Genomic DNA, 26,516 nt, shown 5'->3' with positions numbered 1-26,516 from the left:
TCCTTCACTGCCATGAAGCCCGGACTCTCGCTCAGCGTCAAATTCAACCTGGTATTCCTGATCATCTTCGCGATCGCGCTGGTGGTCATCGGCGTGGTCTCCGACCGACTGCTGCAAAGGCAGGCGCTCGAAGAAACCGCGCACGACGCCAACATCCTCGCGAGCGCCGCATCGTCGATGCAGAGCTACACCGCGGCGCACGTCACGCCGTTGCTCGCCACGCAAATCAAGTACAGCTTCGTGCCCGAATCGATCCCCGCGTTTTCGGCCATCGAGATGCTCAAGCTGCTGGGAAAGGACTTCCCGAACTTCTCGTACAACGCCACGATGCTCAACCCGACCAATCCGCGCGACCGCCCGACCGACTGGGAGACCGACGTCATCCGGCATCTGCACGATCATCCGGAACTCAAGGAACTGACCGGCCAGCGCGACGCGCCAGGCGGCCGTTCGTTCTTCCTCGCGCGGCCCAGCAGCATTACCGACACTGCCTGCATGCAGTGCCATAGCACGCCGAACGCCGCGCCCGCGACGATGATCGAGAAGTACGGCACCTCGAACGGCTTCGGCTGGACCATGAACGAGGTGATCGGCGCGGAGTTCGTGTCCGTGCCGATGGCGCAGCCCATTGCGCGCGGGCGGGCCGTCTGGCGCACGTTCATGCTTTCGCTCACCGCCGTGTTTGCGGTCGTGCTGATCGTCATGAACGTGATGATGCACGTGCTGATCACGCGTCCCATTCGTGCGCTGTCACGCGCCGCCGACGAAATGAGCCTCGGCAAGCTCGACGCGACCACGCTGCCAACGGGCGGATCGGACGAAATCGCCTCGCTTGCGGTGTCCTTCGGACGCATGCAGACCAGCCTCATCGAAGCGTTCCGCATTCTCGACGAAGAGCAGACGTAAGCGATGTCCCACTCCGCCGACATCCCCGCGACCTTCGACCGCTACGTGATCGAGCGCGTACTCGGGCGCGGCGCAATGGGCGTGGTGTATCTGGCGTTCGACCCGCGCATCGAGCGCAAGGTGGCGCTCAAGACTATTCAGCGGCCTGCGGGCGGCGAAGCGGATCACGAACTCACCGCGCGCTTTCTGAACGAAGCGCGCGCCGCGGGACGTCTCGCCCATCCGCACATCGTTGCGGTGTACGACTATGGCGAAACGGGTGACACCGCCTTCATCACGATGGAATATGTGCGCGGCGAAACCCTCGCTGCGCATCTCGCGCAGCACGCGCGCGCGGGCACGCAGATGAATCCGCTGGCCGCCCTGCGCTGGTTCGCGCAGTTGCTCGACGCACTCGACTACGCGCACGGCGCAGGCATCGTTCACCGCGACGTCAAGCCCGCCAATCTGCTGATCTCGCCACGCGGCGAATGCAAGGTCGCGGACTTCGGCATCGCGCAGCTCGACACGTCCAAGCTCACGCAAACCGGCACGCTGCTCGGCACGCCGAGCTATATGTCGCCGGAGCAGTTCACCGGCGACGCTGTCGACGCACGCTCCGATCTCTTTAGCGCGGCAGTCGTGCTCTACGAAATGCTCACCGGCATATGCCCGTTCACGGGAACGGCGGGCGCCGTGATGCACAAGATTCTCGATGAGATGCCGCGTCCCCCTTCGGCGCTCGTGCCCGGCCTGCCTGCGTATATAGACGCCCTGGTGATGAAGGGCATGGAAAAGCGCCCCCGGATGCGCCACGCCAGCGCGCGCGATTGGCGCGATACGCTGCTCGCGGCACTCGCTGCCGATGTCCATGAGGATGCCGAACGAACCGTGCTTGTGCAGGCGGCCATCGACGCGCCACTCCCCACGCCGCCAACGCAGACCCAGCTCGACCCCGAACTCGTCGCGCATCTGGAGAAGCGCCTGGCGAGCCATGTCGGGCCCGTGGCGTCGTTGCTGGTACGGCGAGCGTGCGTAGGGGCGACGAACATCGATACGCTGCGCGAACGCCTGAGCGCCCACTTGCCCAACGACGATGCGCGACGCGACTTCGATTCGCTATTGATCCCGGTAGGCGGGGGCGCACCGCGCACGATCGGCCCGCAGACAGTCAGCGCCGAAAGTGTGAACGAAGCCGCCTCGCGCCTCTCGACGCTGCTGGGCCCCATCGCCCGTATCGTGGCGCGCCGCGCCGCCGATCGCGCCACCGATCTGCGCACTTTCCACACGCAACTGCTCGACGCGGTGCCGGAGCCGCACCGCGAAACGCTGCGTCGCGAATGGGATGTGGACAGCGACTAGCGTGCGATGTCGTACGCTTCGAGCAGGTCCAGGAACAAGCTCGGATCGAGCGCACCCTCGTGCCGATGCATCGCACTGTCTTCCTGAGTCCACCACAGGCTGGCGCCCTCGCACGATGCCAGTGCGACTGGCTGCTCGTGCAGCGTAGCAAGTTTCGACTCGAACGCCGTGAGCGAAAACGAAGGCGCCAGCGTCGAGAGGGCAAGCGCACATGCCTCGACGTGCCAGCGCGAATCGACGGCACGCGCTGCGCCTTCGATTTGCCGCGCGATCACGAATGGAAAATAGCGCCCCACGGCGTCGATGCCTGGCATGAGCACGCCGGTGCACGCGCAGTCGTCGATCACGGAGGGCGGAGCCGAAAAGCGCCACACGGGCATCTCCAGATAGCGCTCGAGCCAGCCTCCGGCATGGCGTTCGCGCGCGGCCAGCAGACCGCGTTGCAACCACGCGTCCCAACGGCCGACGAAAGCCGCGGAAAGGCCGCGTCCGACGAAATCGCCATGCGTGCGGACCTTGCCGTAAAAACCGGCGTCGATTCGAGATGCTGCGTTCATAGCGAGGCCGGGCAACGAAAGCCAGTGAGCACGCCCGCGCGAAACGGATTCTCCACGCTGCCGGCAACGAGCGCGAGCTTGACCTTGCCGTCGTCGAACGTCGCATTGAAATGATCGGCCTGTCCAGCCTGCTCGATACGCGCGGTGTCGAGCAGATGGAACAGCGCCCAGGGTCCGTCCGCGCGAGGCGGCGTCGTCGTCGCGGGATCGAGTTCGACATGCGCCTGCCCCGTGCCCTTCCCGCTCGGCCACTGGAAGGCGGCGGTGGCGTTGGGCGCATCGCTCGTCGCGCTCAGTTGGGTGCCGTCGACATCGAGCACGAAGCGCTTCAGCGAAGGATCGAGCGAAACCACCTTCGCCGAGAAATGCAAGGACACGTCGTGGCCGCCGTCGCGAAACAAAGCATCCCGCAACGTCGCCGCACGCTGGAACGCCACCGGCACGTCGTCGGACATGCCGAGGGCTTTCGCTTCGGGCCGCCACTTCCACACCGCGCCGGACGTATCCACCCGATTCTGCAGATTCTTCTGGAAGAACGTGTCGATCAAGCCGCCGGGCGCCAGCACGCGCGCGAAGTCGTCGGGCGCGGCGTCGCGCGTCGAAGTCCTCACGAGCGGGTAACGGCCGTCGAGCGCCTGCTTGCACGCGGGCGCGACGGTCGTGGCCCAAAGCGTTTGCAATTGCGCGCGCTGGCCCTGGATCTGCACGGTATCGGCGTCGCCCGCTACGCCTTGCAGCACCGCCGCGAGCGGCGCGGGCGCGTTCTGCGAGAGCAGCTTCAGGCGGTCGAGCGGGCCCGTGGCGGGCGGCGGCAGCGACTGCCTGCGCGCCGTGTCTTCCGCCTGCAGGGTCGCTGCGGCGTCCTTGAGCGCGTTGATGTATTCGTCCAGCGCCGCGCCGGCTAGATCGTGCAGCGCCTGAAAATGCGTATCGACGGGTGTCGGCGCGGCAGGCTGCTCCGCTCCCGCGCCGATGCGCTTTTCGAGCGCGTCGAGCTTGCCGGGCGCGGCAGCCGGCGGCGTGAAGGTCGTTTCGCGCGCGACGGCCTGAATCAGCGCGCGCAACGGCGAAGTCGCCGAGCCGAGCAGGTTCGCGACGCGCGCGCCCTGATCCGGCGCGCTGAACGGCACGACGGCGATATCGGCGAGCAACGCGTCCCACTGGCGGATCGCCTCCTCGCTGTAGAGCCGCGTGAGCGCCGCGCGCAATGCCTCCGTGCTTTGCGCATCCGTATGCGTCTGGCCCGCGCCGAGCACCCAGTCGTCCTTCGACAGATTGGCGAGCGCCTCTTCGCGCACGCGCACGAACGCGTCGAAGCCCGCACGCGTATAGGCGCCCTCTATGCCTTGCGTGAGCGGCGCGCCGCTCCGTCTCACGAACACGATCTGCCCGCTCGGCCCCGCCGCTTTCGCCACGGTGAAATCCGGCAGGCGCAGCTGCGCGAGTTGCTGATCGATACGGCCGTTCAGGCGCTGCGCGAGCGGCACGCGATTGAGCACGGCGCGCGCCTGCGCGATGAGGTTCTGATCGAGCGGCAAGTTCGAATCGAACTCGCCACGCCGGAACAGCGCCTGCAAATGCTGCTCGATGTCCGCGCGCTGCGCGTCGCTCGCATCTTTCATCGAACCCGTTCGCCAGGTACGCAGCGCCCAGACCTGCAGCGCGTCCGGGTCGAAATGCGTCGGGTCGCCCAGCATCAGGTACGCGCGCAGGGCTTCATAGAGCGTGGCCGGGTCTTCCGTGTTGCCGCGGCGAAGCTCGTCCTCCATGCGTTGCACGACGATCGGCAGCAAGGTCTGCCGCAGCAGGCGCTGATACAGGCGCTGCGCTTCCAGGCCGAGCTTCCGGCGCTGATCGAGACCCAGGCCCGCCCACCACGGCGTGTCACGCGAAGCACGCTCCGCTTCGCCGCCGGGCAAATCGCGCGCGGCGTCGAGCAGCGGCAGGACCGCAAGCGGACTGTCGCCCGCACTGGTTTTCTTCGCAAGCTCGGCGAGCGCCGCGATCTGCTGACGGCTTTCATCGACGAAGCGGCGATTTGCGCGATCGCTCGCGATCAGGACGATCAGTCCAGCCGCCAGCAACACGGCGATGCCTGCGATTGCGGCCTGCTGAAAGCGCGTGCGCCGCCGCACCGCGCGCGGGTCGCTCCCCGCGATGCCCTGTTCGGCGAAGATCACGTCGCGCAGCAGCCGCTTGACGAAATACGCGCGGCCGCTCGAGGCGTCCGCCATCACGACCTCGCGGCTCAAGCCGAGCGATGCGGCCATCGCGCTCATCATGCGGTCGAGTGGACGTCCGCTCTGCGTGCCGCTCGTGAAGTACACGCCGCGCAGCGACGGCGCGCGTGCGAAACGAGACTCGCCGAATGCCTCTTCGAGAAACCGCCGCAACGCGCGCTCGATGCCCGCGAACTGCTGCGGGAAGGCATAGATCAGCGCGCGCCGCCGCGGGTCGGTTTCCTGCTGCATGCGTTGCAGCACGCGGCCTTGCAGTTGCGCGTGCAGCAAGCCGAACTCTTCGGAGAACCGCGCGAGCGGCGCACTGCCTTCGCCCGCCTCGTTCTCCGATGCGAGCGGAAACGTCATACCCCACACCTGCTCGCGCTCGTCGCGCCCGAAGTCGTCGAAATACTCGGAGAAGCCTGCAAGCATGTCGGTTTTCGTCACGACGACATACACCGGCAGATGCACACCGAGTTGCTGGTTCAGTTCGGAAAGGCGCTCGCGGATTGCGGCGGCATAGGTGGCGCGCGCGGCGTCGGACTGTTGCAGCAGATCGGCGGCCGAAACCACGGCCATCACGCCGTCGAGCGGACGGCGCGGCCGGTACTTGCGCAGCAGCCCGAGAAAGCCGAGCCATGCGCCGCGATCGGCCTGCTCGTGGCTGTCCTGCGTGGTGAAGCGGCCGGCAGTGTCGAGCAGCACGGCGTGGTCCGTGAACCACCAGTCGCAGTTGCGTGTGCCGCCCACGCCGCCCACCGCCTGCGCGCCGAGCCGGTCCGCGAGCGGGAAGCGCAGCCCCGAATGCGCGAGTGCGGTCGTCTTGCCCGCGCCCGGCGCGCCGACGAAGAGATACCACGGCAAGTCGTAGAGCGTTTCGCGGCGTGGAGCGAGCCACGCGAACATGCGCCGTATGCCGCGCGCACCGCCTGCTGGTGCGCGCGACTCGCGCAGTGTCTTCAGCGCCGCTTCGAAGCGCGTGCGCAGCGCCGCGACGTCGGCGTCGGCGGCCTTGCGCGCGGGGTCCGGTGCGTGTTTCGCGGGGTCGAGCGCATCGGCAACGAGGCGCTGCACGAACGTCGAACTGGCGATGCGTGTTTTTGCAAACCGGACGCCCCAATATAGCGCCCAGCACGCGAGGATGAGCGCAATCACGCTCCAGCGCCTGGCGCTGCTCTCGAACGGCGCCGTGCCGTTGAACGCCACGAGCGGCCCTTCGAGCCAGACCAGCGCACAAAGCGCGAGTACGCCCGCAAACGTGACGACAGCGGGCCTTTTGAACCCCTGGATCCACTTCATGGCGCGGCTCCCGGGGCAAGAATGGCGATCGTCACGCGGCGGTTGCGAGCGCGGCCCGTCGCGGAATCGTTCGATGCGACCGGCTCGGTATCGCCGCGGCCTTCGGCGCTCACGCGCGCAGGGTCCGCGAGATGCGCGGCGAGAATCGCGCGCACCGTCTCCGCGCGCGCCTGCGAGAGTGCGACGTTGGAGGGAAAGCGCGCCGACACGATGCGCTGATCGTCCGTGTGCCCGATCACGACGACATTGCCCGGCTTGTCCGCCAGCGCCTCGCCGATGCGCTGCACGAGCGGCACAAAATGCGGGTCGAGTTCGGCACTCCCGGATGCGAAGATTTGCGTGCCTTCGGCGCTGTTGTTGATGGTCACGGTTGTGCGGTCCCCCGATTCGCCCACCGTGACCAACCCTTGCGCGATCTCCGGCGCGAGAAAGCCATCGAGCGCCGACGCGAATTTCGGCGCGGCCTGCATCTTTGCCGCGAGTACGGGCGCAGGCGCCACGCGAATGCCGCGCATCGCCTCGAACACCGGGTCGGAGAACGCGTTGATGCGCAGCCCGAGCACGAGGCTCGTCGCCATCAACACGAGGGCCGCCAGCGCCAGCGCGACCCACAGCGGCACGAAACCCAGCGTGCGTTCGCGCGCGTGCTCCGCGGGTTGCCAGTGCGGCGACAGCGCGCGCTCGACTGGGCCGCGTTGCGCGCGGATCATCTGTTCAAGGCGTTCGCGAATCTCGTCGAGCTGCCGCTTGCCGCCTTCCATGAGCCGGTAGCGCCCGTCGAAGCCAAGCGCGAGCATCACATAGATCAGTTCGAGCAGGTCAATATCGGCAGCGGGGGTTTGCGCGAGCCGCTGCAACATGACGAAAAGCCGCTCGCCGCCGGAGGCCTCGTTGTGAAACGTCACGAGCAGGCTCCTGCGGCCCCAGACCCCTGCACCCCACGGCGTCGCCGCAATGGCCTCGTCGATGAAGGTGCACAGGCAATAGCGCGCCGGGCCGAGCTGCGTGTCGGGCACGCCGAACGCTCGGCCGTCGGCCTCGAAGCGGCGCACCATCTGGATCAGTTGCGCGCGCAGCGCGTCGAGATCCGGATGGCTCGGCAGGCGGCGCAGCGGGAGCGCGAGTTCCAGCAGCGCATTGGCCGCCCGCAGCAGCGGGTTGCGCCCGGCGGCCGAGGCATCGAGCGGCGTGAGTGCCGGCTCGGCGGCTTGCGGCTTGGGCTGCGGCGTGGCCTGCGCTTGGGCGCCGCCTGTGCGTTCGCGCTTGCGCCCCGGCATCGGCATGCGGATCGTGCGCGCCGCGTCGAGATAGTCCGCGTCGTCGAGCGGTGCGTTTGTGCTATCGGTCATGGAAAGAGGTCCTCCACGCATGACTTCAATGACGGATGGCCCAAAGTTCCATCGTGAGCCCGGGAAACTCGCCCGCCACGTGCAGCGCCATGCCCGCCGAAGCGGGAAGCGTTGCCCACGCTTCGTCGTGGTCGTCGAGTTCGAAATAGCTGTAGCCCGCGTGGAACGGCAACTGGCGCGGCGCGACCGCCAGCGCGCGCAACGCGATGCCAGGCAGCTGCAGGTTCACGAGATCGCGGATCTTTTCCATGCTGCCGATCTTCACCTGGCTTGTGAACGCGGAAATCAGCGTGCCGGCCGGCACCTGCGCCCGCACCGCGAGCACGAAGGTCGCGCCGGCAAAGAGCGTGCGGTCCGCAACGCGCGCCACCCGCAATCCATACTTGCGTTCTTCGAGCGCAATCGCCACGACCTGTGGATCGGCGACGCGCGACAGCGCCAGCCGCAGCGCATCGATCACGGGTTCGAAGGTCTCCTTCAGCCGGTCGTGCCGGTATGCTGCGAACGTCGGTGGCCGCCGCCCAGTCTGGCTGAACGTAGCAAGCTCGCCCGCCAGTGCGATGCACGACTGATAGAACGCTTCGGGATGCAAACCATCCATGGCATTGAAGTGAGTGACGAGCGGCTGCGCGCGATTGACGATCTGCAGCAGCAGGAAATCGGCGATTTCGGCCATACCCGCGCTGTCGGGCTGGGCGAGACGTCCGGCGAGCGCTTCGCCGCGCTGCTGAAGCAGGCCGCCCAGCTCGGTCGAGAAGCGCGCGAGGCGCCCCGCCACGCGATAGTCGAGGCACGGCGCGCAATAGTCGTCGTCGAGCACGACGCGGCCGTCGCTGCGGCGCTCGATCACGTGCGCCACGCCCGCGCATGCATGCGCGTTGGCAACCTCGGGCGCGAGCGCGAGGCGCAGGCGCAGCTTGCCGATCTGCAGCAACGTGCTGGGCGCGTCGGCGTCGTTGCTGTCGTGCACTTCGAAGTCCCCCGCGCCGTAACGCGCAAGGTCGTCGCCGCCCGATTCGGGCGCGCCGGCGCGGCGAACCGGCAGCGCGAGCATGACGGTCACGTTCGCGGCGTTTTCGGGGATATCGAGCGGCTCGGGCAGATCGTCGTCTGCGGGCAGGTTGAACGGCGTGCCGTCGGGCAACACGCCTGCCGCCGCGCGCAACGCCAGTTTGCCGAGCTTGAGCAGCGCCTCGTCGATCTCCAGCGTCGTAAAGCCCCAGCCATAGGCGCGCAGGCCGTCCACGCGGCCCGCGAGCAGCGCCTCGACGTGCCGGTCGTGCTGCTGGAGATGCTGCGGCTGAAGGAACATGCCCTCCGACCAGATGACTTTGTTGTTCCAGTACATGCTGTGACTCAATCCTTGGGAAAGTGCAGCGCGTCGAGCTGCGCCTGATAGGCTCGATTGAACGGTTCGCCGAAGCGTTGCTGGAAGTCGTCGCCCGCGTCGCGCGACACGTGCTCCCACGTCTTCACGAAGTGCAGCCACAGGCGCGCCCGGCGATTGCCGACGAGCGCCTCGAGGCCGGAGGGCGCGTCGAGCGAGCCCTCGATCGCGTCTGGGTCGAGGCGCGCCATGGCGTCGTCGAACGCGGCGCGCATGCCGGCGACGAGTGCGAGTTCGTGCGCCTGGATATCGCGGTACGCGGCGCGCAAGGCTTCGTCCGGCGCGAGATAGCCGCGACCGCGCGCGCCGAGCATTTGCGTCAAGGCGCGGTCTGCGTCGGGAAAGAATTTGAGCGGGTTGTTGTCGCGCGCCTCGATCATCGTCATCGCCATGCGGGCCTCGCGCCGCGCCATCGCGCGCGAGCGCAGCACGCTCATCGTGCCCTGCGTGGCTTCGCGCAACAGCGCACCGGCGAGGCGCGCGACTTCCGGCGCGCTGAGGTGGGCAACATCGGCCGGCGCGATGCCGAGGCCTTCCAGCAATGCGTCCAGCACTGCCGAGTCGTCCGCACGCGGGGCTGCGCGGCGGGTCTCCGGCGCCGCCGCGCGCGCCGCGTCCAACCGGTGCGCCGGTATGGCAGTCACGGCTTTTTCTGGCGATACGTGCTCGAAACTGCGTGACGGCGCGGCCGGTTCGCGCTCCGCCGGCGCGGGGGCGTCGCGTAACGGGTCGGCGGAGCCCAGCACGTCCATTAGCGCCTGATTCGCTTCGCCGCCGAAATGGCCCGGTTCGCGCAGTAATGGCGTCGCGGCGAGCGGGTCGGGCGTGAACGGCGTTTCGTCGCGCACAGGCTGCGGCGCAGCGCAAGCGCGGGGCGCGTCCCAGTCGTCGGGGATGAGCGGCGCGCTCGGCGGCGCCTCGAACTCCGGCGTGCCCGGCAGGCTCGCTGCGGGTAGCCGCGCAGGCGGCGTGGCTTGCGTCATCAGTGTTTGATCGAATGGCGCCCGGCTTTCCTCGTCCTTTTCGATGGAAACCGCAAGCGTATAAGCGCCAATCCGGATCTGGTCGCCATCGGACAACACGGCCTCGTGCGCGCCGTTCAGCGCCTCGCCATTCAGCAGTGTCGGATTGCTTCCGGCATCGATTAGCACATAGATGCCGTCACGGCGCTCGATGCTCGCCTGCATGCGCGAAATACCGCGCTGCGCGTCGCTCAGCACCAGCGTGCTCTCCGGCGCGCGGCCAATCGTTGCGCGATCGTCGATCTCCATCGTGCGTGGCGCGGCGTGCTCACCGGCTTCGCCGCCCTCAACAGTCAACGTCAATCTCACGGAGCCTCCTGATTGCGAATCTTGCTCGTGCCGTCGTCGGCGTCGCGGGGCGGCGTTGGCGGCGCGGGGGCCACGGAAAGCGACACCGGCGGCACGCCCGGGCCGAGCGGAATCGGGAAGCTCGACATCTCGATCGTTTCCGGACCGATGAGGATGTACGACGCTCCCGCACGCAGCGCGATGGTTGCGCTCGCCTCGATTTCCACCGCCGCGCCCGCCTTGATGTGCACGGCTGCGCCCGCGTCGAGCGAGTACGCCTCGCCCACGAACTGCTCGTGTGTCGTCATGCTGGCGGCCGAGACGGGGCCAACCACGCGCGACGTGCTGCTGCCCAGTACCGAATCGTTACGTGCGCCGCGCGTCTCGCGAAACTCCTCGCCGCCGATGCACAGATGCCGTTCGCCGGTGACGTTCATCAGCGCGTCGTGCTTGACCCACGTTTCGTGATCGCGCTCGGCGTGAAAGAACATTTGTTCGCCGCCCTTGCGGTCGTCGAGGCGGACTTCGTTGTAGCCGTTGCCGCCCTTCGTCGACTGACTCTTGAGCGTGGACACCGCGCTTTGCGCGGGCAGGTCGTACGGCGGCATGTTGGTCGAGTTGTAGACCGCGCCGACGATCACTGGCCGGTCGGGATCGCCTTCGATGAAATCCACCAGCACCTCCTGGCCGATGCGCGGCAGGCACATCGCCCCCCAGCGCCGGTTCGCCCAGCCCTGCGCCACGCGCACCCAGCAGCGATCGAGCCGATCCGCGCCGCCTGCCTGCGAAAGCTGCTCCCAATGGAACTGCACTTTCACGCGCCCGTATTTGTCTGTGAGAATCTCTTCGCCCGGCGGGCCGATCACGACCGCCGTCTGCGGGCCCGCAGTGTGAGGAACGGGCGTGATGCGCGCAGAACGGAACGTGTTGTCGCTGCGAATCGCAGTGAAACGGCAATCGAACATCGGCTGTGTGGGGTCGCTCGTGGATACATAGGCATCCGATACGATTTCGGCCTGATTCTCGATCACGAGATACTGACGGTTCTGCGCGCCACCCGGATGATCGCGCAGCCGGAACAAGCCGCCCGCTGCGATGCCGCGTGAGGTGGCGCGCCCTTCCATCGCGTCGTTCTGCGTTTGATGGATCTCCACGTTGATGCGCGCGAGGCGCTCGCCGTCGCCCGCTTTCAGATGCCCGCTCAGATGTTCCTGCATCAAATAACGCGGCGGATCGTAGGGTGCGCTGCGTGTCGCGCGCGAAACGAGCCCTTCGCTGTTGCTCACCGAGGCCTTTTCGAAGTCGTACTCGTTGACTTCGTAGCGCCCCGTTTCGAGCGTCGCGCCCGCATGCCAGCGGTAGACGCATTCTTCATCGGGTTCCGGCGTGTCCCAGCCCTGAAACGGCACCGACTCATAGTGCGCGATGGGCCGATGCTCCGCACCGGAATCGGCCAGCACGAGCGTATGCTTGCCGCCTGCGTGCTCGAAGAAGTAATGCATGCCTTCGCGCTCCATGAGGCGGCTCACGAAGTCGAAATCCGTCTCGCGGTACTGCACGCAATGGTCGAGCGCCGGATAGCTCGCCGTACATGCGTTGCGAAAGTCGATGTCGTACGACTCCAGCACTTGCGCAACGATTTGCGGTGCCGTGCGCTGATGAAAGAAGCGCCGGTGCGAGGCGCGCGTGAGCAACCACAGGCGCGGATGCACGACCGCCTCATAGCGCGCCATGCGATTTTTCGTGGTGTCGCCGGGTGCGAGCAGACGCAGCGTCGTGACAATGCCGTTGAACTCGCGCGACCCGCCCGCTGGATAATCGAGCGTCACAGAAAGGTTCTGCCCGAGCACCGCGCCCGGGTCGATATCGTTGTGCATGCTCAGGAATGCGATCTCGAAGCGGCTCAGGCGTCCCAGCGCCTCGCTCGCCGACATGCGCAGAAACACTACGTCGTCGCCGAGCGCCGCACAGGTCATACGCACATGGCGACTAGTCGAAGGCATAGCTGAACTCCTCGTCCTCGACGCTCACATGCACACGCGCAAGCGTCTTTCCGTCCATCACGCGCGAAAGGAACGCCGTGCTGATGCGCGGCAGCACGCTGTTGGTGAGGATCGCGTCGATCATGCGGCCGCCGCTTTCCATGCGCGTGCAACGCTGTGCGATCTGCGTCACCACGGTCTCGTCATAGGTGAACGGCACGCCGTGCGTGAGCGTCACACGTTCGGCCACGCGGCCGAGTTGCAGCCGGATGATGGCGCTCAGCATCTCATTGGAGAGCGGGTAATACGGAATGGTCACCATGCGTCCGAGCAACGCGGCCGGGAACGTCTCCAGCAATTGCGTGTGGAGCTCGCGTTCAATCACCTCCATCGGTGGGCTCGTTCGTGGATCGCGGCACAACTGCGCAATGCACTCGGTGCCCGCATTGGTCGTGAGCAGAATGAGCGTATTGCGGAAATCGATGGAACGGCCTTCGCTGTCGTCCATCCGGCCTTTGTCGAAGACCTGGAAAAACAGCTCGTGCACGTCGGGATGCGCCTTCTCCACTTCGTCGAGCAGCACGACGCTGTGCGGCCGCCGGCGCACCGCTTCGGTCAGCACGCCGCCTTCGCCGAAGCCCACGTAGCCCGGCGGCGCGCCCTTGAGCAGCGACACCGTGTGCGCTTCCTGATACTCGCTCATGTTGATGGCAATGAGGTTTTGCTCGCCGCCATAGAGTGCCTCGGCAAGCGCGAGCGCCGTCTCGGTCTTGCCCACGCCCGAGGTGCCCGCGAGCAGAAACACGCCAACCGGCTTATTCGGATCGTCGAGGCCTGCGCGCGAAGTCTGCACGCGCCGCGCGATCATTTGCGTGGCATGCTGCTGGCCGATGATGCGGCGGTCGAGCACCTCGTTCAGCCGCAATACATTGCCGATCTCGTTCTTCAGCATGTTGAGCACGGGCACGCCGGTCCAGTCCTGCACGACCGCGGCCACGGCATGACGGTCCACGCCCGGCAGCACGAGCGGCGCGTCGCCCTGATGCTCGGCGAGTTGCGCCTGGCGTTCGCGCAACGCGGCAAGATCGGCGTCCGGGGCGCCTTCCCGCAGCGCCTGGCGGCGCGCGAGGATGTCTTCGACCATCTCGCGCTCCACCTTCCAGCGCGCGTGCAGATCGGCAAGGCGCGCGGTCTCGGTTTGCAATGCCGCCGCCGCGGCTTCGCGACGCGTCGCCGTATCGACGCCGATCGCCGCCTCGCGCCCGATCACCTCCAGCTCCGTGTTGAGCGCATCGATGCGCCGTTGCGCGTCGTCGACGGCCGGCGGCGTGGCGTGCTGGCTCACCGCAACGCGTGCGCACGCGGTATCGAGCAGGCTCACCGACTTGTCCGGCAACTGCCGTGCGGGCAGATAGCGATGCGAGAGCTTCACCGCCGCCTCGATCGCCTCGTCGAGCACCTGCACGCCGTGATGCGTTTCCAGCGCGGCAGCGAGTCCCCGCATCATCGTCACGGCACGCGCCTCCTCGGGCTCGTGGACCTGCACGACCTGAAAGCGCCGCGTGAGCGCCGGATCTTTCTCGATGTGCCTGCGGTACTCCGACCACGTCGTTGCTGCGATGGTGCGCACGCTGCCGCGTGCAAGCGCGGGCTTGAGCAGATTCGCCGCGTCGCCGGTGCCCGCCGCGCCGCCCGCGCCGATCAGCGTGTGCGCCTCGTCGATGAAGAGGATGATGGGATGGAACGCCGCCTGCACGGCTTCCAGCACCTGACGCAACCGCGCTTCGAATTCGCCTTTCACGCCCGCTCCGGCCTGCAGCAGTGCGACGTCGAGCGCCCGCAGGCTCACGTCGCGCAGCGCGGGCGGCACGTCGCCCGCCGCGATGCGCAGTGCGAGGCCTTCGACCACGGCCGTCTTGCCGACCCCCGCCTCGCCGGTGAGGATCGGATTGTTCTGCCTGCGCCGCATGAGGATGTCGACGACCTGGCGAATCTCCGCATCGCGGCCCACCACGGGATCGAGCCGGCCTTCACGCGCCTGGGCCGTGAGATCGACGGTGAAGCGCTGCAACGCGTCGTCGGTGCGATGCGGCGTGTCGGGCTCCTGCGTCACGACAGGCGCCTGCGTCGATGCTTCCGGCGAACCGTCGAGCACATCGGCGAAGTTGGCGACGAGGTCATCCAGCTTCACGCGATCGAACTCGCGCGAAATACCGCGCAATGCGTTGCGCAGCACGGGCGTCTGCAACACGCCGACGAGCACATGCGCGCTGCGCACCTTCTGCGCGTCGAAGAGCAGCGAGGCATAGACCCAGCCGCGCTCCACGGCCTCTTCCAGCTGCGATGAAATATCGCTGACCGAGGCCGCCCCGCGCGGCAACCGGTCGAGCGCCTCGGTCAGATCGCGCGCGAGCGCCGCGGGCTCGATATGGGCGTGCCGGATCACGCGGTGCAGGTCCGAATCGGGCAACTGCAGCATCTGATGCAGCCAGTGCGCAAGCTCGACATACGCATTGCCGCGCAATCGGCAGAACGTGGTCGCACTCTCCATCGCGCCGAAGCTGAGCGTATCGAGTTTGCCGAACATGACGGCGCGGCTGATGTCTGCCATTGCACTAGTCCTTTGCATGAGATGGGATCAACGGACGAAGCTCGAGTTGCGTCGCGTCGGCCGTGGCGGCACGCGCGTGCAGCCAGGTCGTGTAGCCGAGGCGCTGCTTGCGCCCCAATGCGAGACGCGGCACCTCTGCGCGCCGCAATTGCAGGTTCACGTCCCATTCGAGCGGATCGTGCACGTACAGACGCACCCAGTCGGCGAGCCGCGCGAGGCTCGTACCGCCCGGCAGGAAGCGCTCGTAATCGCCCAGCGAAAGCGGTCCGAGCACGACGCGAAACTTGTGCTGCCGATCGAACACGCGGCCTCCGAGCATCGTGCCGACACCCATGCGAGCGTTTTCATCGCGTGCGCCGAGGTGCGTCAGCGCAGCGTCTGGCAGCTTCATCCAGTGCCCCACGTTCTGCACGACTTCCACTGGCAAGCCAAAGAAGCGCGACAGCACGATCCGCAAACCCGCTGCGTGGCGCGTGGGCGCCGCAAGCAGCCCCGCGAAATGCAGCTTGGCGAAATCGGGAACGCTGTCGCGGTTGTGCAGCGCCGCTTCGTTGAGCCCGAACACGGTGCCCACGTAAGCGGAGAATCGGTCGTTGTCGTCGCGATCGAGACTGACCACCGGCTGCGCCATGGCCCACGCGCGATAGAACAGCGAGGCCATGCGGTGATGAAACACGTCGAGAAAGCGCGCGAAAGTCGGATCGCCCGCGTTACGCGCGCGATGACGCACGTATTCGGTCAGATGCGTGGGCATCGGGCCATTCGGGCCAAGCAGACCGAAGAAGTTCACGGCGAGCTTCGGCGCGGCGTCCTGCTTGCTGGCGAAATGGCGTAACGCAGTCGGAAAGAAGATCAATTCGGGTTCCTGACCGAATCGCACTGCGTCGTCACGCGGGCGCAGCGAAGCGCCCACGCGCGGCAACCCGCTATGCGCACATTCCACGAGCCGCACGGCCTGAAAGAAGTCGAAGCGGTTCGCATCGGCAGAGAAGCGCTCGAATAGCATCACAGCGTCCGGCATTGCCCGCTCCCCGGCGCCCAGCGCATGATTTCACCGCGAGTGGTCGAGGACACGCAGGTTTCGGTAAACGAATTCATCGACACGTATTGCTCGAAAAAGCGCGCGAGCACCGCACCGAACAGAAACGCGCTCGCACCTTCGAAACCGCTCTCGTCGAGCAGCACATCGAGCGCGAGGCCGCGGCCGAACACGATCGGCCCGCGCGACGGCAAGCGGCGCGTGACTGCGCGCGAGCCGATGGAGCGCAGACCTTCGATCTGCCGAGCGGCCGCGCCGTCGCCCTCGGGCGCGTAGAGCGCGAGCAAGTCACGCATGGCGCGCGCGCCGCTCCCGTCCGCGTCGTCCACGAGCGACGCATAGTTGAGCGACAGGTGACTCAAGAGACGCCACGCCACTGCCCCTTGCGCATAGGATGGCAACGGTCGGCTCGGCCCGGCGACACAGCGCACTGCGGAAACCGGCGCTTCCAGCTCCAGAGTGAAGTCGGTTTCGCCCCGCCCGAGCGGCATCGTCAGCGTGAGGTCGCGGTTGGTGCACAGCACGCTCACGCCGAGTTGATGCAGATCGCCGGGATACGGCGCTTCGTGCGTATCCACCAGGGCGATCCAGGTTTCGCTGCCCGAATACGACGAACGCGTGCCGCGCTCCTGCTCGCGGGCGGATGGCAGACGTTTCTCGCGCCGCACCTGATAAAACGCCGTGTCGGGTTCGCCTGCGCCCAGATCGCGCATTCGGTAGAACGGCTGAAATTCGATCGGCGCACCGCCGCCCGAGCGATGGCCCGTCACGCTTTGCACGCGATAGACCTCAAAGTCGCGCGGACGCGTGCGGTCCGCCACCACATGATGTTCGAACTGCTCACCCGTCACCGCGATGCGATCGGCGCGGCGCGCAAAGAGATTGATGGCGGGCGTGCAATGCAGCGCGAAGTTTTCGTGGTCGACCCGTTGTTCGAGTGTGGCATCGCCCTTCGAAAGCAGTACCACAAGCTCGATTTCGTCGCTTTCGCAACGAGCGAAATGCGAGCGCAATCCATCGATGCCGATGAACATGAAGCGCTGGGAAAATGCGAAATACTCTTGCAGCAGCCGATAGCCGGGAAACGATTGATCACTCAGGGGCAGCAGGGCTTCTTCGTCGGAGAAGCCGAGCGGGCGCAGCGACGAAGGCGACAGCACGCCACCGGATGTCGCGATGCCAAGCGTCGAGCCGACCAGCAGTTCATAAAGTTTCGCCGCCGCGCCGTCGCTGCCGCGCAGGTAGATGGGCAGATGATCGATCGTCAGATCGCCGATGGTGCGCTCGCCGAGCGCGCGCAACTTGAGGCGCAAGCCTGCCTTCACGCCGCGCGGCACGGCGGCGACGCCGGGCAGCGCGCCGGTGTGAGTGAAAAGCCGCGCCTCCACCAGTTCGAGCGGAGACAAAGTGAGCGCGTGCGCCGTGCGGAACTCGCAGCGCGTCGCACGTTCGCCATCGAACCGGCCCTGCAGGGCCGTACCGCGTGGCACGGCAACGCCGTCCGCCAGTGCGGGGTGAGTCTTGTCGGGCTGCAGTTGCACGACCGTCATCGCGGGCGTCGGCGCGAGATAGTGCGGATACACCAGTTCGGCGAGATGCTGCGTGAAGTGCGGAAACTCTGCATCGATTTTCATCTGCACGCGCGCGGCCAGAAAGCCGAACCCTTCGAGCAAGCGCTCCACATAGGGATCGGCGCAGTCGAAACCTTCGAGGCCCAGCCGCCCCGCGATCTTCGGAAACGCCTTGGCGAACTCGCCACCCATCTCGCGAACATGCTGCAATTCGCGGCTGTAGTACTGGAGGAAGTCGGGGTTCATCTGGGGGTCACCTCTTCGTACACGTTTGCCTTGCCGGCTTCCAGATCGAGTTCAGTGCGCAAATAAAGCCGCTCGGGTACAGGGTGCGCATGGAGATCGCCTTCGACGATGAACGCCAGCGCGTTGTGTGCGATATCCACCCCACCGGACTCAATGGCGCGCACGCGCAGGGTGCCGCGCACGATGCGCGGCTCGAATGCGCCGATCGCCTCGGCAATCAGCCGTTCGATCCGACTCAGTTCCACGTCCGACGCGCTCTTGCCCGCCAGCTCCGCGAACCCGAAGTTGAGCACCGAGTCGGCCACGCACGGATAGCGCGCGATCTCCTGCGCCGACGCGATGCCCCGCGCATTGAGGAGCCAGCCGATATCGCGCATGACGCTCAAGCGCTGCGCGCGCGCCGAACTGGCCCGATGCTCGCGGACTTCGCTTGTCGCTTCGGGCGCGTGGTCAGTCAGCCGCTCCAGCAGCGACGGCTGCACGCGCTCCGCGTTTCTCGTGCGCATGATCCACTTACGCCGTTGCGCTGGCCGGAATGTTCCACTTGCACTCGACCACGCCGCCGAGCGCCGAGCCAGTGGTCGGATCCTGCTGCTGGTAGGTGACGTGGAACTTCTCGAAGTTGAGCGTCACCGTTTCGGTGAAGCGGTCTTCGCCGTCCGATCCGCCTGTCGCGTAGTTCGTGACGAGCACTTTGTCGAGGTCGATCGTGTAGTACTCCAACGGTTTGTTGCCGCCCGCCTTGCGCACGGTGAGTCTTCCGGTGGGGAAGTGCTTGCCCGTTACGCACGCGGTCATGATGGCCGGCGTTGCGTGATCCGTGTACTTGGTGATCGAAAGATCGTGCACGTCGACCTTGCCGCCGCCACCGCCCGTGCCGAGGTGCATCGTGCCGGACTGGTCCATGCTCCAGCTCCACGAGAGCACGTCGATTTCGTCCTTGTGAGTCTGATCCAGCGACTCGCCCGTGACCGTGCCAAGTTTCAGAAAAATATCGACTGCCATTTGGATTCCTTATTGATCAGGTTCGTACAAGTTTGAAAAACCGCCGCGGCTCAGGCCGCTTTGGTCGACGGCAGCCGGGAAACGAGCCGCAACGAGACGGTCAGGCCTTCGAGCTGATAATGCGGACGCAGGTAGAACTTCGACGTGTAGTAGCCCGGATTGCCCTCCACTTCCTCGACCACGACTTCCGCCGCCGCGAGCGGCCGGCGCGACTTGGTCTCTTCCGACGAGTTGGCCGGGTCGCCGTCTACGTACTGAAGAATCCAGTCCTGCAACCAGCGCTGCATGTCGTCCTTCTCCTTGAAGCTGCCGAGCTTGTCGCGCGCAATGCACTTGAGGTAGTGCGCGAAACGGCTGCAGGCGAACAGATAAGGCAGGCGCGCGGCGAGGTTGGCGTTCGCCGTGGCGTCCGGGTCTTCGTATTCGATCGGCTTGTTGAGCGACTGCGCGCCGATGAATGCCGCAATATCCGAATTCTTCTTGTGGACGAGCGGCATGAAACCGTTCTTCGCCAGTTCGGCTTCGCGGCGGTCGCTGATGGCGATTTCCGTCGGGCACTTCATGTCGACGCCGCCGTCGTCGGTAGGAAATGCGTGGACCGGCAGATCCTCCACCACCCCGCCCGACTCGATGCCGCGAATACGCGAGCACCATCCCCACGTCTTGAACGAGCGATTGATGTTCACGGCCATCGCGTAGGCCGCATTGGCCCACGCGTATTTCGACGCGTCCGCGCCCGCGGTGTCTTCCTCGAAATCGAATTCGTCCACGGGGCTCGTTTTCGCGCCATAGGGCGTGCGCGCGAGAAAGCGCGGCATGGCGAGGCCGATATAGCGCGAGTCTTCGGAATCGCGCAGCGAGCGCCATGCGGCGTGCTCGGGCGTCTGGAAGATCTTCGTAAGATCGCGCGGATTCGCCAGCTCCTGCCACGAGTCCATCAGCATGACGGCGGGGTCCGCGCCCGCAATGAACGGCGCGTGCGCGGCAGCGGAAATCTTGCCCATCTGCGTGAGGAAATCGACGTCGGGGCCGCTGTTGTCGAAGTAGTAATCGGCCACCAATGCGCCGTAAGGCTCACCGCCGAACTGGCCGTACTCTTCCTCGTAAAGCCGCTTGAAGAGCGGGCTCTGGTCCCACGCCACGCCCTTGTACTTGCGCAGCGAGCGGTGCAGGTCGGCCTTCGAAATGTTCATCACGCGCAGTTTGAGGCTCTCGTCGCTCTCGGTGTTGGTGACGAGATAGTGGAGCCCGCGCCACGCGCTTTCGAGCTGCTGCAACGGCTCTGCATGCAGGATGACGTTGATCTGGGCGCTCAGCTTTTCGTCGATGCGCGCGATCAGCGCTTCGATGGTCGCGAGCGCATCGTCGGACACGCGGTGCGTGTCGAGCAGCGCCTGCTCCGCGAGCGTGCGCACGGCGCTTTCCACCGCTTCGCGCGCTTTCTCCGTGCGCGGGCGGAACGCCTTCTGCAAGAGCTGTTGAAACTCGCCGGATGGGCTCGCCGCGTCGGCTTCCTGCCTTTCCGGCTGCGCGAACGCGGTTGGATCGAGTTGAGTGTCTGCCATCTTGGGTCCTTTATTCGGAGTCGGGCTCGCCCTGGGGGTTCGGCGCGGCGGCAAGCGCATTCATCAGCGCAGGGTCTTCGAGCAAGCGGGCGACGAGCTTTTCCGCGTCGGTCTTGCCGTCCATATAGGTCAGCAGGTTCTGCAACTGACTGCGCGTTTCGAGCAGCCTCGCGAGCGGCTCGACGTTGCGCGCGATCGCGGCGGGCTCGAAGTCGTCCATGCTCGCGAAAGTCATGTCCACGCCGATCTTGCCCTCGCCGGTCAACGTGTTGTCGACCTGCATCGCCACACGCGGCTTCATGGAGCGCAGCCGTTCGTCGAAGTTGTCGATGTCGATCTCCAGAAACTTGCGTTCCGCAACGGACGGCAGCGCTTCCTGCGGCTGCCCCGAGAGATCGGACAGCACGCCCATCACGAAAGGCAAGTTGACCTTCCTTTCCGAGCCGTACACTTCCACGTCGTACTCGATCTGCACGCGCGGCGCCCGATTGCGCGCAATGAACTTCTGACTGCTCTCCTTGGCCATTTGACCGTTCTCCTGGTTGAACTGCGTTGCAGTGCGGCTTAGATCATTCCGCCGGCATTTCGACGGCAGCGGTACCGATCACCTGGGTAAGTTGCGCGAGTCCTTCCGGCGCGAGGTCCTTCAAAAGATCGACAAAGGACTTCTCGACGAGGCCGCGCGCCCTTTCGAGCAGCAACGGCACCGGGCTCGCAGGTTCGTGTTGCGCGTACCAGGCGCAGATCCGCTGCAGCGTGGCGGCCACGTCAGCGCGGCTGCCGATCGTGCTGGAGGATGCGTTGCCGATGGCGGCTGCTGGCGACGCGACACCGGGCTCGTCCGCTTGATGCATTTGCGCCTCGCCCGGGTGCACGCCCGTCGCGAGCAGCGACGATGCGCGCTCCAGCAACGCCTTCAACGAAGCAAAATCGAGCGATTGGGTAGCGCCTACGCGTTCGGCAAGCGTCGCTTCGATTGCGCGGACGCTGGCGTACGCGGCATCGAACGCCCTCTTCGCGCTGCGCGCGGCATCGGGCGACACGGCGATCGACGCTTCGATTGCCGTGAGGCTCATCATCGTGTGCCCTTCTGGCGCGACGGCTTCGCCATTCGCATACGACCACTCGCGCAGCGTGACCGGAGAACGGCCTTGCAGCAGCGGGCTATCCCTGAGACCGGCGAGCACGCCGCCGGCCGCCGTCCACGCGGCAAGCGCGTTGATGCGGGCCGTCGCGTCGTCGCCGTCGCTGGCGTCGAGTTGCGGATGCACGTGCTCCCAATGGCGCTCCAGTAGCGCGGCGGTCAAGACGAGGCCGTCCGCGAGACCGGTAATGCCCTCGCGAACCCAGCGCGCTCGCGCTAGATGCATCACCACGCGAAGGTCTCGCGTGCGGGCCATCAATGCGGTGCCAAGCGCATCGGCGGCTTCCCAGTCGGGCGCAACGGCGGCCACGAGCGTGTCTCCGTACTCGGCTTCGGGACGTCCGCTGACCGCTTCCTCGAGTTCGCGAAATTGCGCGTCATATTCGAGGTCCGGGCCGCACGGCTGCGCTTGCGTGAGAGGTTCGAGCCACTCGGTCCAGTCCTGATGCGTGATGAATTCGATGATCATGGCGCTTTGACTGTCTTAAATTCGCATTCCGAATTAATTGCAGTGTCTCTTTCCAGAGAGACCGTTCACTGTCTTTTTACTTATAAAAGATGTAAGTCGCGATATAGGGCGAGCTACCCGTCTCGTGCTCGACTGTGCACGGCGCGGCGGGCTTCACACCGCCCACCGTCCTGACCCGCTGCACGTAGCGCACGGCTGCGAGCATGCCCGGTGATCCGGCGGAGTGCGCCTCGAGCAGCAGTTGCGGCACGCTGCCGGGCGTCCCGCTGGGTTCCTGCGCGACGACTGTTCCCTCGATGCGGCTGCCATCGTGCGCCTGCCACGACGGGCCGGCCGAATGCTCGATCACCTCGGCGCCGTGTGCGTCGTAGAGCGTGGCGCGCGGCTGCCGGAAGACCCAGTCGAGCGTGTGATCCGCACCGTACTCGCAGGCGTAGATCTGCACCCCCGCTGCGGTCGTTTTCAGGAACGGCTGTACGCTCGGCACATCGATCGATTCGGCTTGCGCGGAAGCCCCACTCATCATCGAAATCAGCCCAGCTCCAATCGCAATATGCTTCCCGCGTGAGAGGTGATTCATGGAGAAGCTCCTTTAGCCCAGCGGGTCGATCCAGTTCGATCCGCTCTTCCACAACAGCCCGGCGAGGAGAACTATTCCATTTGTTTTTTGCAGCCTGTCGCCGTGCATGGGAGGGAATATCTGGAAACGTTCAGCTGTTATGGCTGCATCCCGAATTGCACAAAGGTGAGCCATGAAAGCCCGCATGACGATTTCCAATCTTGCTGTGCCCGTCGAGCGGATCAAACCCATTGGCGGACGCTCTTCCACTGCCACCGCCGGTCATCAATTCGACCTGACGTTTCGCGCTGAGGTCAAGGCGCCCATGCTCGGCAAGCTCATGGCCGATGACATCGAATGCCCCCAACTGGAGTGGAACGAGTGCATCGAATGGTTCAGGTTCGACACCGTGACGCAGCAATGGGAGTTCGAAGGCAAAGTCGAGAGAAACATGTATGCGCACAATCGGGAGTCGAATACCTTCAGGAATTGGCACAAGTCGCGCTATACGATCGCGACCGATGTGACCAATCATCCGCCCGCTGCGCTCATGGCCATGAAGCGCGAGGAGGATGCAAAGAAGTGGATCGCGCGCAATGGCTTCAGCTGGAATCTCCACATCCGGGATGTTCCCCAAATGGGCGTCCTTGGCGGGTCGGGCGGCGGGGGTGGCTTGAGCCTCGTCACCGGAGATACGCGTCGCCGCGTCATCTATTTCGATCTGGGCTTCAAGGGGCAGCGGGAGCGCGCACGGCTAGTACAGATCCTGGAGACAAAGCAGGGTCGGCTCACGATTCATCACCTGATTCGCGGCGACATCGAGAAGAAGACCGTGGATGAACTCTCGAATCTCGAGCGTTGGCGCTTTCAGTTGCGCACGGTTCACGGTTAATGCCCGCGAGGGCTCCGGGTTCTTTCAGGCGTTAGTCTTCCGTGGGAGCAGTGCCGGCTTTCTTGGGGGTGGTGCGGGTAAAAACTGAATACCAGCGGTGTTCATCTTTCGTCTTCCAGTTTTTCGGAGTGGGCACGCCGTTATCGTCTTTGTCCTTCGTGTAGACATCGAGCCACGCCTGCACGAATCCCAGAAGGTGTTTCTCGTACGGACGAGATATCTCGTACACGCCGGCGTTCGGGTCGAAAAAATAGAGCGTGCCTCCCCGGCTCTTGTAAAACGCAACGGCGTGCCCGGGACCACCGGCCTCTTGCTTCAAATCGAGCACGATTGCATTGCCCTTGGGCAACTGCTCCCCGGCTCCGGCAATCGTGGCGTCGTCCGAGCGCTCGGCTACGAAACTCTCCTGGGGGCGGCTTGTGCCAACATTCTGCGCGACATGCTTTACCTTGCGCGTTTTTTCTTCTGGCGTATATCCGCCCGGATCGAGCTCGAGTTCAGCGACCAACCGGTCAGTGGTCTTGTAGCGGTTGTAAGTTTCCTGATTCTTCGCGCCCTCCAGCATGGTCGCTTCGTTGCGCGCCGCGCTCTTTCTGCCGCGTGGTTGCCCGGGTTCCTTGCCGATGAGTTTCCCCAGCGTGGAATCCGTGGGCGGGGAGATGCCGTTGCGAATGCGCGAAAGGGGATTGAGTGGATTTGAAAAATGCTTGACGGCCGAATTGCGCAGGGGACCATCAGGACGAAGCAGCCCGTTCGAGGTCGACAACTTCTCCTTGACCCAATTCAACACGACGCCCATGCACGCCCCGCCATCCATATCTGTCCCGTAGGTCTGCCTGACCTGACGATATGAATCGGCCTGAACGAATTTGTATTCGCGGTGAGCGTGCTTGTTCAGCGCGCTGAAATCCCTTGCCATGTCGAGTCCTTTCGGGCGATTGCCGACAATAGAGCAATGTGAAGCGACCTGTCTTCAATAACAGGTCACTTCCGGGATTATTCCGTGCGGGCGCGCGTGGCGGTACCTTCTGTGCGGCGTCGTGACGGCCAGCCATACTCGGCCGCCTGCCAGGCAAGCAGGCCTGGCAAATAGAACATCAGATCGCGCACGCGTCTTGCGCCCGCGAGCGCAAGGCATGTCGGCGCATCGAACCCCAGCAGTCCGCCAATCACGACGAAGCCGCCCTCCTGCACACCAAGGCCGGCCGGCACGAGAAACGCGATGCTGCTCAGCATCTGGATCAGGGCCTCGATCACGAACGCCTGCACGAAGGTCGCGTCCGTGCCGAGCACGCGCAACGCGATCCAGATTTCGAGCGCGTAACCGAGGCATTGCAGCGTCTGCCAGACGAGCACGTAGCGCACGATCACGCCGGTCTGCCGCCAGATCAGCTTGAGGGATAAATCGACGCGCGCGGACTTGCCCACGAGATCGACGACCTTGCCGCTCGTCACGCGGTTGAGCGTGCGTGCCGCGCGCTCGAACGGCCGAGCGTGCTGCACGAGTGCGAACAGCACGAGCAGCGGGATGAAGCCCGCGAGGCCCCATGCGAGCCGCCCCACGATCCGCGCGGTGTCGGAAGAGGAATGTTCGAGCAGGTAGCCGGCCGCGAGCAACGCAAAGAGCACCTGGCTGATCAGCGTGAGTTGCATGTCGGCGATGAGGCTCGCCACCGCCGTGGCCGGCCGTACGCCCGCACGGCCAAGCAGCCGGAACGAGACGAGTTCCCCGCCCACGCGCGCCACCGGCAGCAAGCCGTTGATCGATTCGCGGATCCACACAAGTTTGAGCATCGTCGCGAACGACGGCCGCTGCGCCGCGCGAATCAGGCTGCGCCAGTCCCATGCATTCGCGCACATCGGCATGATATGCACGGCCGCCGCCAGCACGAGGCCCATGCCCGCCCCGCGCAACAGTTGCAGCACCGCTGCGGGATGCTCGCGCCATACGAGCCACACGGCGATCGCAAGACCGACCAGGGCGGCGATACGTCCCATGTGCTTCATCTGCGGGTGCTCTCTAGTGGATGCTCCCGTCTCATTGTGCCCCCCATCTACTGTGACGCTCAGGTCTCGTGGACTGGCGAAAGCATGCCATTCCTGTCGACGCGAAAGCGCGTGCCGCGCCAAACGACGCCAGACGAACAAAAGCTCGCGACATAGATCGCGAACTGGACCATTTCCCAAAGGGGTAAGCATAACAGTCCGCTGGACTTGTCGCCGGTCGCGCGATCGGTCCGCCAGATCAGCCACGCGCGCGCGCACAGCGCCACGGCGGCCAATATCCACGCGGGCGCCGCGCCGCCGGACAAGGCCACGGCAAGCATGGCGAGCGCGAACGGATGCATCAGCACGGCGCCCAGATGCCCCGAGCGGTCCGCCGCGCGAACAGTGCGGCTCCAGCGCAATTCGTGCGCAAAGAGCTTGGCGAACGTATTCTCCACACACGCGTGCCGCACGAGAATGGGCGGGATGGACACTTCCGCACCGGCGCGGCGCACGGCTTCACCGATCGCGTGGTCTTCGGCGAGGTGATGCGCGAATTGCGCCAGACCGCCAATGCGGTCGAGCATTTCACGCGTCATGGCGATGGACTGGCCAAAGCACGGCCGCGCGCGCCCGATGGCGAGCCCCGTGACGACGCCGGGCAAGAAATGATAGTTGGTCAAGGCCGACGCGACGCGCGGCCAGAATCCGGGCGCGCACAGGCCCCGATAAACCGCGCTCACGAGGCCGACGCCCGGTTGCTGCAGCGCCCCGACCACCTGGCGCAGATAGTTCTTGTCGACGAGCACGTCGCTATCGGCGAAGCACAGCACGTCGTGCTCCGCCTGTTCGAGCATGTTCACGAGATTCGCGATTTTGCGGTTGGGACCGTATAGGCGCGAATCGGCGACGACCGTGATGTGCGCATCGGGATAACGTGTGCGTAGCCGCTCGATCGCATTGAGCGCTTCGTCACGCGCGTCGTGAACACCGAACAGATACTGGACTTCTCCAGGATAGTCCTGCTCGAAAAAGCTGGCGAGGTGCTCCTCGAGGTGCCATTCGTCGCCGTGCAG

Annotated in this window: 21 protein-coding genes; 3 read left to right on the top strand and 18 right to left on the bottom strand. The window is 65.6% G+C overall.

Annotated elements, in window-relative coordinates:
* Window positions 1–12 precede the first annotated feature (12 nt).
* Both AB3X98_RS39610 and AB3X98_RS39605 read left to right on the top strand, forming a co-directional pair.
* The gene (locus AB3X98_RS39610) at window positions 13–906 is read left to right on the top strand and encodes a DUF3365 domain-containing protein (RefSeq protein WP_368606381.1); all 894 of its coding nucleotides are present in this window, start codon (window positions 13–15) and stop codon (window positions 904–906) included.
* A 3-nt stretch (window positions 907–909) separates the two neighbouring features.
* Complete coding sequence (locus AB3X98_RS39605; RefSeq protein WP_368606380.1) at window positions 910–2,247, top strand: serine/threonine-protein kinase; 1,338 nt, start codon at window positions 910–912, stop codon at window positions 2,245–2,247.
* On the opposite strand, the gene tagF is transcribed toward AB3X98_RS39605, so the two are convergent.
* From tagF to AB3X98_RS39530, 15 genes are all read right to left on the bottom strand, one after another.
* Window positions 2,244–2,804 carry a type VI secretion system-associated protein TagF gene (tagF, locus tag AB3X98_RS39600; protein ID WP_368606379.1) on the bottom strand — a complete coding sequence of 187 codons (561 nt, stop codon included), beginning with the start codon at window positions 2,802–2,804 and terminating at the stop codon, window positions 2,244–2,246. The two genes, AB3X98_RS39605 and tagF, sit on opposite strands and share 4 nt — an antisense overlap.
* Window positions 2,801–6,325, bottom strand: coding sequence for a type VI secretion system membrane subunit TssM (tssM, locus tag AB3X98_RS39595; protein ID WP_368606378.1), 3,525 nt, complete (start codon window positions 6,323–6,325; stop codon window positions 2,801–2,803). Before tssM ends, tagF begins: the two co-directional genes overlap by 4 nt.
* Complete coding sequence (tssL, locus tag AB3X98_RS39590) at window positions 6,322–7,674, bottom strand: type VI secretion system protein TssL, long form (protein WP_368606377.1); 1,353 nt, start codon at window positions 7,672–7,674, stop codon at window positions 6,322–6,324. Before tssL ends, tssM begins: the two co-directional genes overlap by 4 nt.
* Before the next feature lie 25 nt (window positions 7,675–7,699).
* Window positions 7,700–9,022 carry a type VI secretion system baseplate subunit TssK gene (tssK, locus tag AB3X98_RS39585; protein WP_368606376.1) on the bottom strand — a complete coding sequence of 441 codons (1,323 nt, stop codon included), beginning with the start codon at window positions 9,020–9,022 and terminating at the stop codon, window positions 7,700–7,702.
* 8 nt (window positions 9,023–9,030) lie between these two features.
* Window positions 9,031–10,386 (bottom strand): type VI secretion system-associated FHA domain protein TagH, encoded by a 1,356-nt coding sequence (tagH, locus tag AB3X98_RS39580; protein ID WP_368606375.1) that lies wholly within the window; start codon window positions 10,384–10,386, stop codon window positions 9,031–9,033.
* Window positions 10,387–10,388: 2 nt separating this feature from the next.
* Window positions 10,389–12,374, bottom strand: coding sequence for a type VI secretion system Vgr family protein (locus AB3X98_RS39575; protein WP_368606374.1), 1,986 nt, complete (start codon window positions 12,372–12,374; stop codon window positions 10,389–10,391).
* A complete protein-coding gene (gene tssH / locus AB3X98_RS39570) occupies window positions 12,361–14,964 on the bottom strand; it encodes a type VI secretion system ATPase TssH (protein WP_368606373.1) in 2,604 nt (867 codons plus the stop codon). The genes AB3X98_RS39575 and tssH overlap by 14 nt, the downstream gene beginning before the upstream one ends.
* A 4-nt stretch (window positions 14,965–14,968) precedes the next feature.
* Entirely contained in the window at window positions 14,969–15,985 is a 1,017-nt protein-coding gene (tssG, locus tag AB3X98_RS39565; protein WP_368606372.1) for a type VI secretion system baseplate subunit TssG, read from the bottom strand.
* Window positions 15,970–17,820: a type VI secretion system baseplate subunit TssF gene (gene tssF, locus AB3X98_RS39560; protein ID WP_368606371.1), complete on the bottom strand. Its 1,851-nt coding sequence runs from the start codon at window positions 17,818–17,820 to the stop codon at window positions 15,970–15,972. Before tssF ends, tssG begins: the two co-directional genes overlap by 16 nt.
* Window positions 17,817–18,302, bottom strand: coding sequence for a type VI secretion system baseplate subunit TssE (gene tssE, locus AB3X98_RS39555; protein ID WP_368610425.1), 486 nt, complete (start codon window positions 18,300–18,302; stop codon window positions 17,817–17,819). Before tssE ends, tssF begins: the two co-directional genes overlap by 4 nt.
* 31 nt (window positions 18,303–18,333) lie before the next feature.
* On the bottom strand, window positions 18,334–18,825 hold the full coding sequence (locus tag AB3X98_RS39550; protein ID WP_368606370.1) for an Hcp family type VI secretion system effector: 492 nt from the start codon (window positions 18,823–18,825) through the stop codon (window positions 18,334–18,336).
* 50 nt (window positions 18,826–18,875) lie between these two features.
* Window positions 18,876–20,390: a type VI secretion system contractile sheath large subunit gene (tssC, locus tag AB3X98_RS39545; protein ID WP_368606369.1), complete on the bottom strand. Its 1,515-nt coding sequence runs from the start codon at window positions 20,388–20,390 to the stop codon at window positions 18,876–18,878.
* A 10-nt stretch (window positions 20,391–20,400) separates the two neighbouring features.
* The gene (gene tssB / locus AB3X98_RS39540; protein ID WP_368606368.1) at window positions 20,401–20,916 is read right to left on the bottom strand and encodes a type VI secretion system contractile sheath small subunit; all 516 of its coding nucleotides are present in this window, start codon (window positions 20,914–20,916) and stop codon (window positions 20,401–20,403) included.
* Window positions 20,917–20,959: 43 nt separating this feature from the next.
* Window positions 20,960–22,003, bottom strand: a complete 1,044-nt coding sequence (gene tssA / locus AB3X98_RS39535) for a type VI secretion system protein TssA (RefSeq protein WP_368606367.1) — start codon at window positions 22,001–22,003, stop codon at window positions 20,960–20,962.
* A gap of 76 nt (window positions 22,004–22,079) precedes the next feature.
* Entirely contained in the window at window positions 22,080–22,583 is a 504-nt protein-coding gene (locus AB3X98_RS39530) for a DUF3455 domain-containing protein (RefSeq protein ID WP_368606366.1), read from the bottom strand.
* 172 nt (window positions 22,584–22,755) lie between these two features.
* Here AB3X98_RS39530 and AB3X98_RS39525 point away from each other — a divergent pair, with 172 nt between their 5' ends.
* Window positions 22,756–23,454 (top strand): hypothetical protein, encoded by a 699-nt coding sequence (locus AB3X98_RS39525; RefSeq protein ID WP_368606365.1) that lies wholly within the window; start codon window positions 22,756–22,758, stop codon window positions 23,452–23,454.
* A gap of 31 nt (window positions 23,455–23,485) precedes the next feature.
* On the opposite strand, the gene AB3X98_RS39520 is transcribed toward AB3X98_RS39525, so the two are convergent.
* The 3 genes from AB3X98_RS39520 to hpnI form a co-directional block, all read right to left on the bottom strand.
* A complete protein-coding gene (locus AB3X98_RS39520; protein WP_368606364.1) occupies window positions 23,486–24,373 on the bottom strand; it encodes a YopT-type cysteine protease domain-containing protein in 888 nt (295 codons plus the stop codon).
* Window positions 24,374–24,450: 77 nt separating this feature from the next.
* The gene (locus AB3X98_RS39515) at window positions 24,451–25,461 is read right to left on the bottom strand and encodes a lysylphosphatidylglycerol synthase domain-containing protein (RefSeq protein ID WP_069268857.1); all 1,011 of its coding nucleotides are present in this window, start codon (window positions 25,459–25,461) and stop codon (window positions 24,451–24,453) included.
* A 59-nt stretch (window positions 25,462–25,520) separates the two neighbouring features.
* A partial coding sequence (hpnI, locus tag AB3X98_RS39510; protein WP_368610424.1) for a bacteriohopanetetrol glucosamine biosynthesis glycosyltransferase HpnI occupies window positions 25,521–26,516 on the bottom strand: 996 nt, incomplete at its 5' end.

This window comes from Paraburkholderia sp. BR14312, from assembly GCF_040948675.1.
In the GTDB taxonomy this organism is placed as follows: domain Bacteria; phylum Pseudomonadota; class Gammaproteobacteria; order Burkholderiales; family Burkholderiaceae; genus Paraburkholderia; species Paraburkholderia nodosa_A.
This window is presented reverse-complemented; position numbering and strand designations above follow the sequence as displayed.

Excerpts from the sequence above, each read along its gene's own strand:
- AB3X98_RS39610 (WP_368606381.1), top strand. The coding sequence starts at position 13 with ATGAAGCCCGGACTCTCGCTCAGCGTCAAATTCAACCTGGTATTCCTG.
- AB3X98_RS39605 (WP_368606380.1), top strand. The coding sequence starts at position 910 with ATGTCCCACTCCGCCGACATCCCCGCGACCTTCGACCGCTACGTGATC.
- tagF (WP_368606379.1), bottom strand. The coding sequence starts at position 2,804 with ATGAACGCAGCATCTCGAATCGACGCCGGTTTTTACGGCAAGGTCCGC.
- tssM (WP_368606378.1), bottom strand. The coding sequence starts at position 6,325 with ATGAAGTGGATCCAGGGGTTCAAAAGGCCCGCTGTCGTCACGTTTGCG.
- tssL (WP_368606377.1), bottom strand. The coding sequence starts at position 7,674 with ATGACCGATAGCACAAACGCACCGCTCGACGACGCGGACTATCTCGAC.
- tssK (WP_368606376.1), bottom strand. The coding sequence starts at position 9,022 with ATGTACTGGAACAACAAAGTCATCTGGTCGGAGGGCATGTTCCTTCAG.
- AB3X98_RS39575 (WP_368606374.1), bottom strand. The coding sequence starts at position 12,374 with ATGCCTTCGACTAGTCGCCATGTGCGTATGACCTGTGCGGCGCTCGGC.
- tssH (WP_368606373.1), bottom strand. The coding sequence starts at position 14,964 with ATGGCAGACATCAGCCGCGCCGTCATGTTCGGCAAACTCGATACGCTC.
- tssG (WP_368606372.1), bottom strand. The coding sequence starts at position 15,985 with ATGCCGGACGCTGTGATGCTATTCGAGCGCTTCTCTGCCGATGCGAAC.
- tssF (WP_368606371.1), bottom strand. The coding sequence starts at position 17,820 with ATGAACCCCGACTTCCTCCAGTACTACAGCCGCGAATTGCAGCATGTT.
- AB3X98_RS39550 (WP_368606370.1), bottom strand. The coding sequence starts at position 18,825 with ATGGCAGTCGATATTTTTCTGAAACTTGGCACGGTCACGGGCGAGTCG.
- tssC (WP_368606369.1), bottom strand. The coding sequence starts at position 20,390 with ATGGCAGACACTCAACTCGATCCAACCGCGTTCGCGCAGCCGGAAAGG.
- tssB (WP_368606368.1), bottom strand. The coding sequence starts at position 20,916 with ATGGCCAAGGAGAGCAGTCAGAAGTTCATTGCGCGCAATCGGGCGCCG.
- tssA (WP_368606367.1), bottom strand. The coding sequence starts at position 22,003 with ATGATCATCGAATTCATCACGCATCAGGACTGGACCGAGTGGCTCGAA.
- AB3X98_RS39530 (WP_368606366.1), bottom strand. The coding sequence starts at position 22,583 with ATGAATCACCTCTCACGCGGGAAGCATATTGCGATTGGAGCTGGGCTG.
- AB3X98_RS39525 (WP_368606365.1), top strand. The coding sequence starts at position 22,756 with ATGAAAGCCCGCATGACGATTTCCAATCTTGCTGTGCCCGTCGAGCGG.
- AB3X98_RS39520 (WP_368606364.1), bottom strand. The coding sequence starts at position 24,373 with ATGGCAAGGGATTTCAGCGCGCTGAACAAGCACGCTCACCGCGAATAC.
- AB3X98_RS39515 (WP_069268857.1), bottom strand. The coding sequence starts at position 25,461 with ATGAAGCACATGGGACGTATCGCCGCCCTGGTCGGTCTTGCGATCGCC.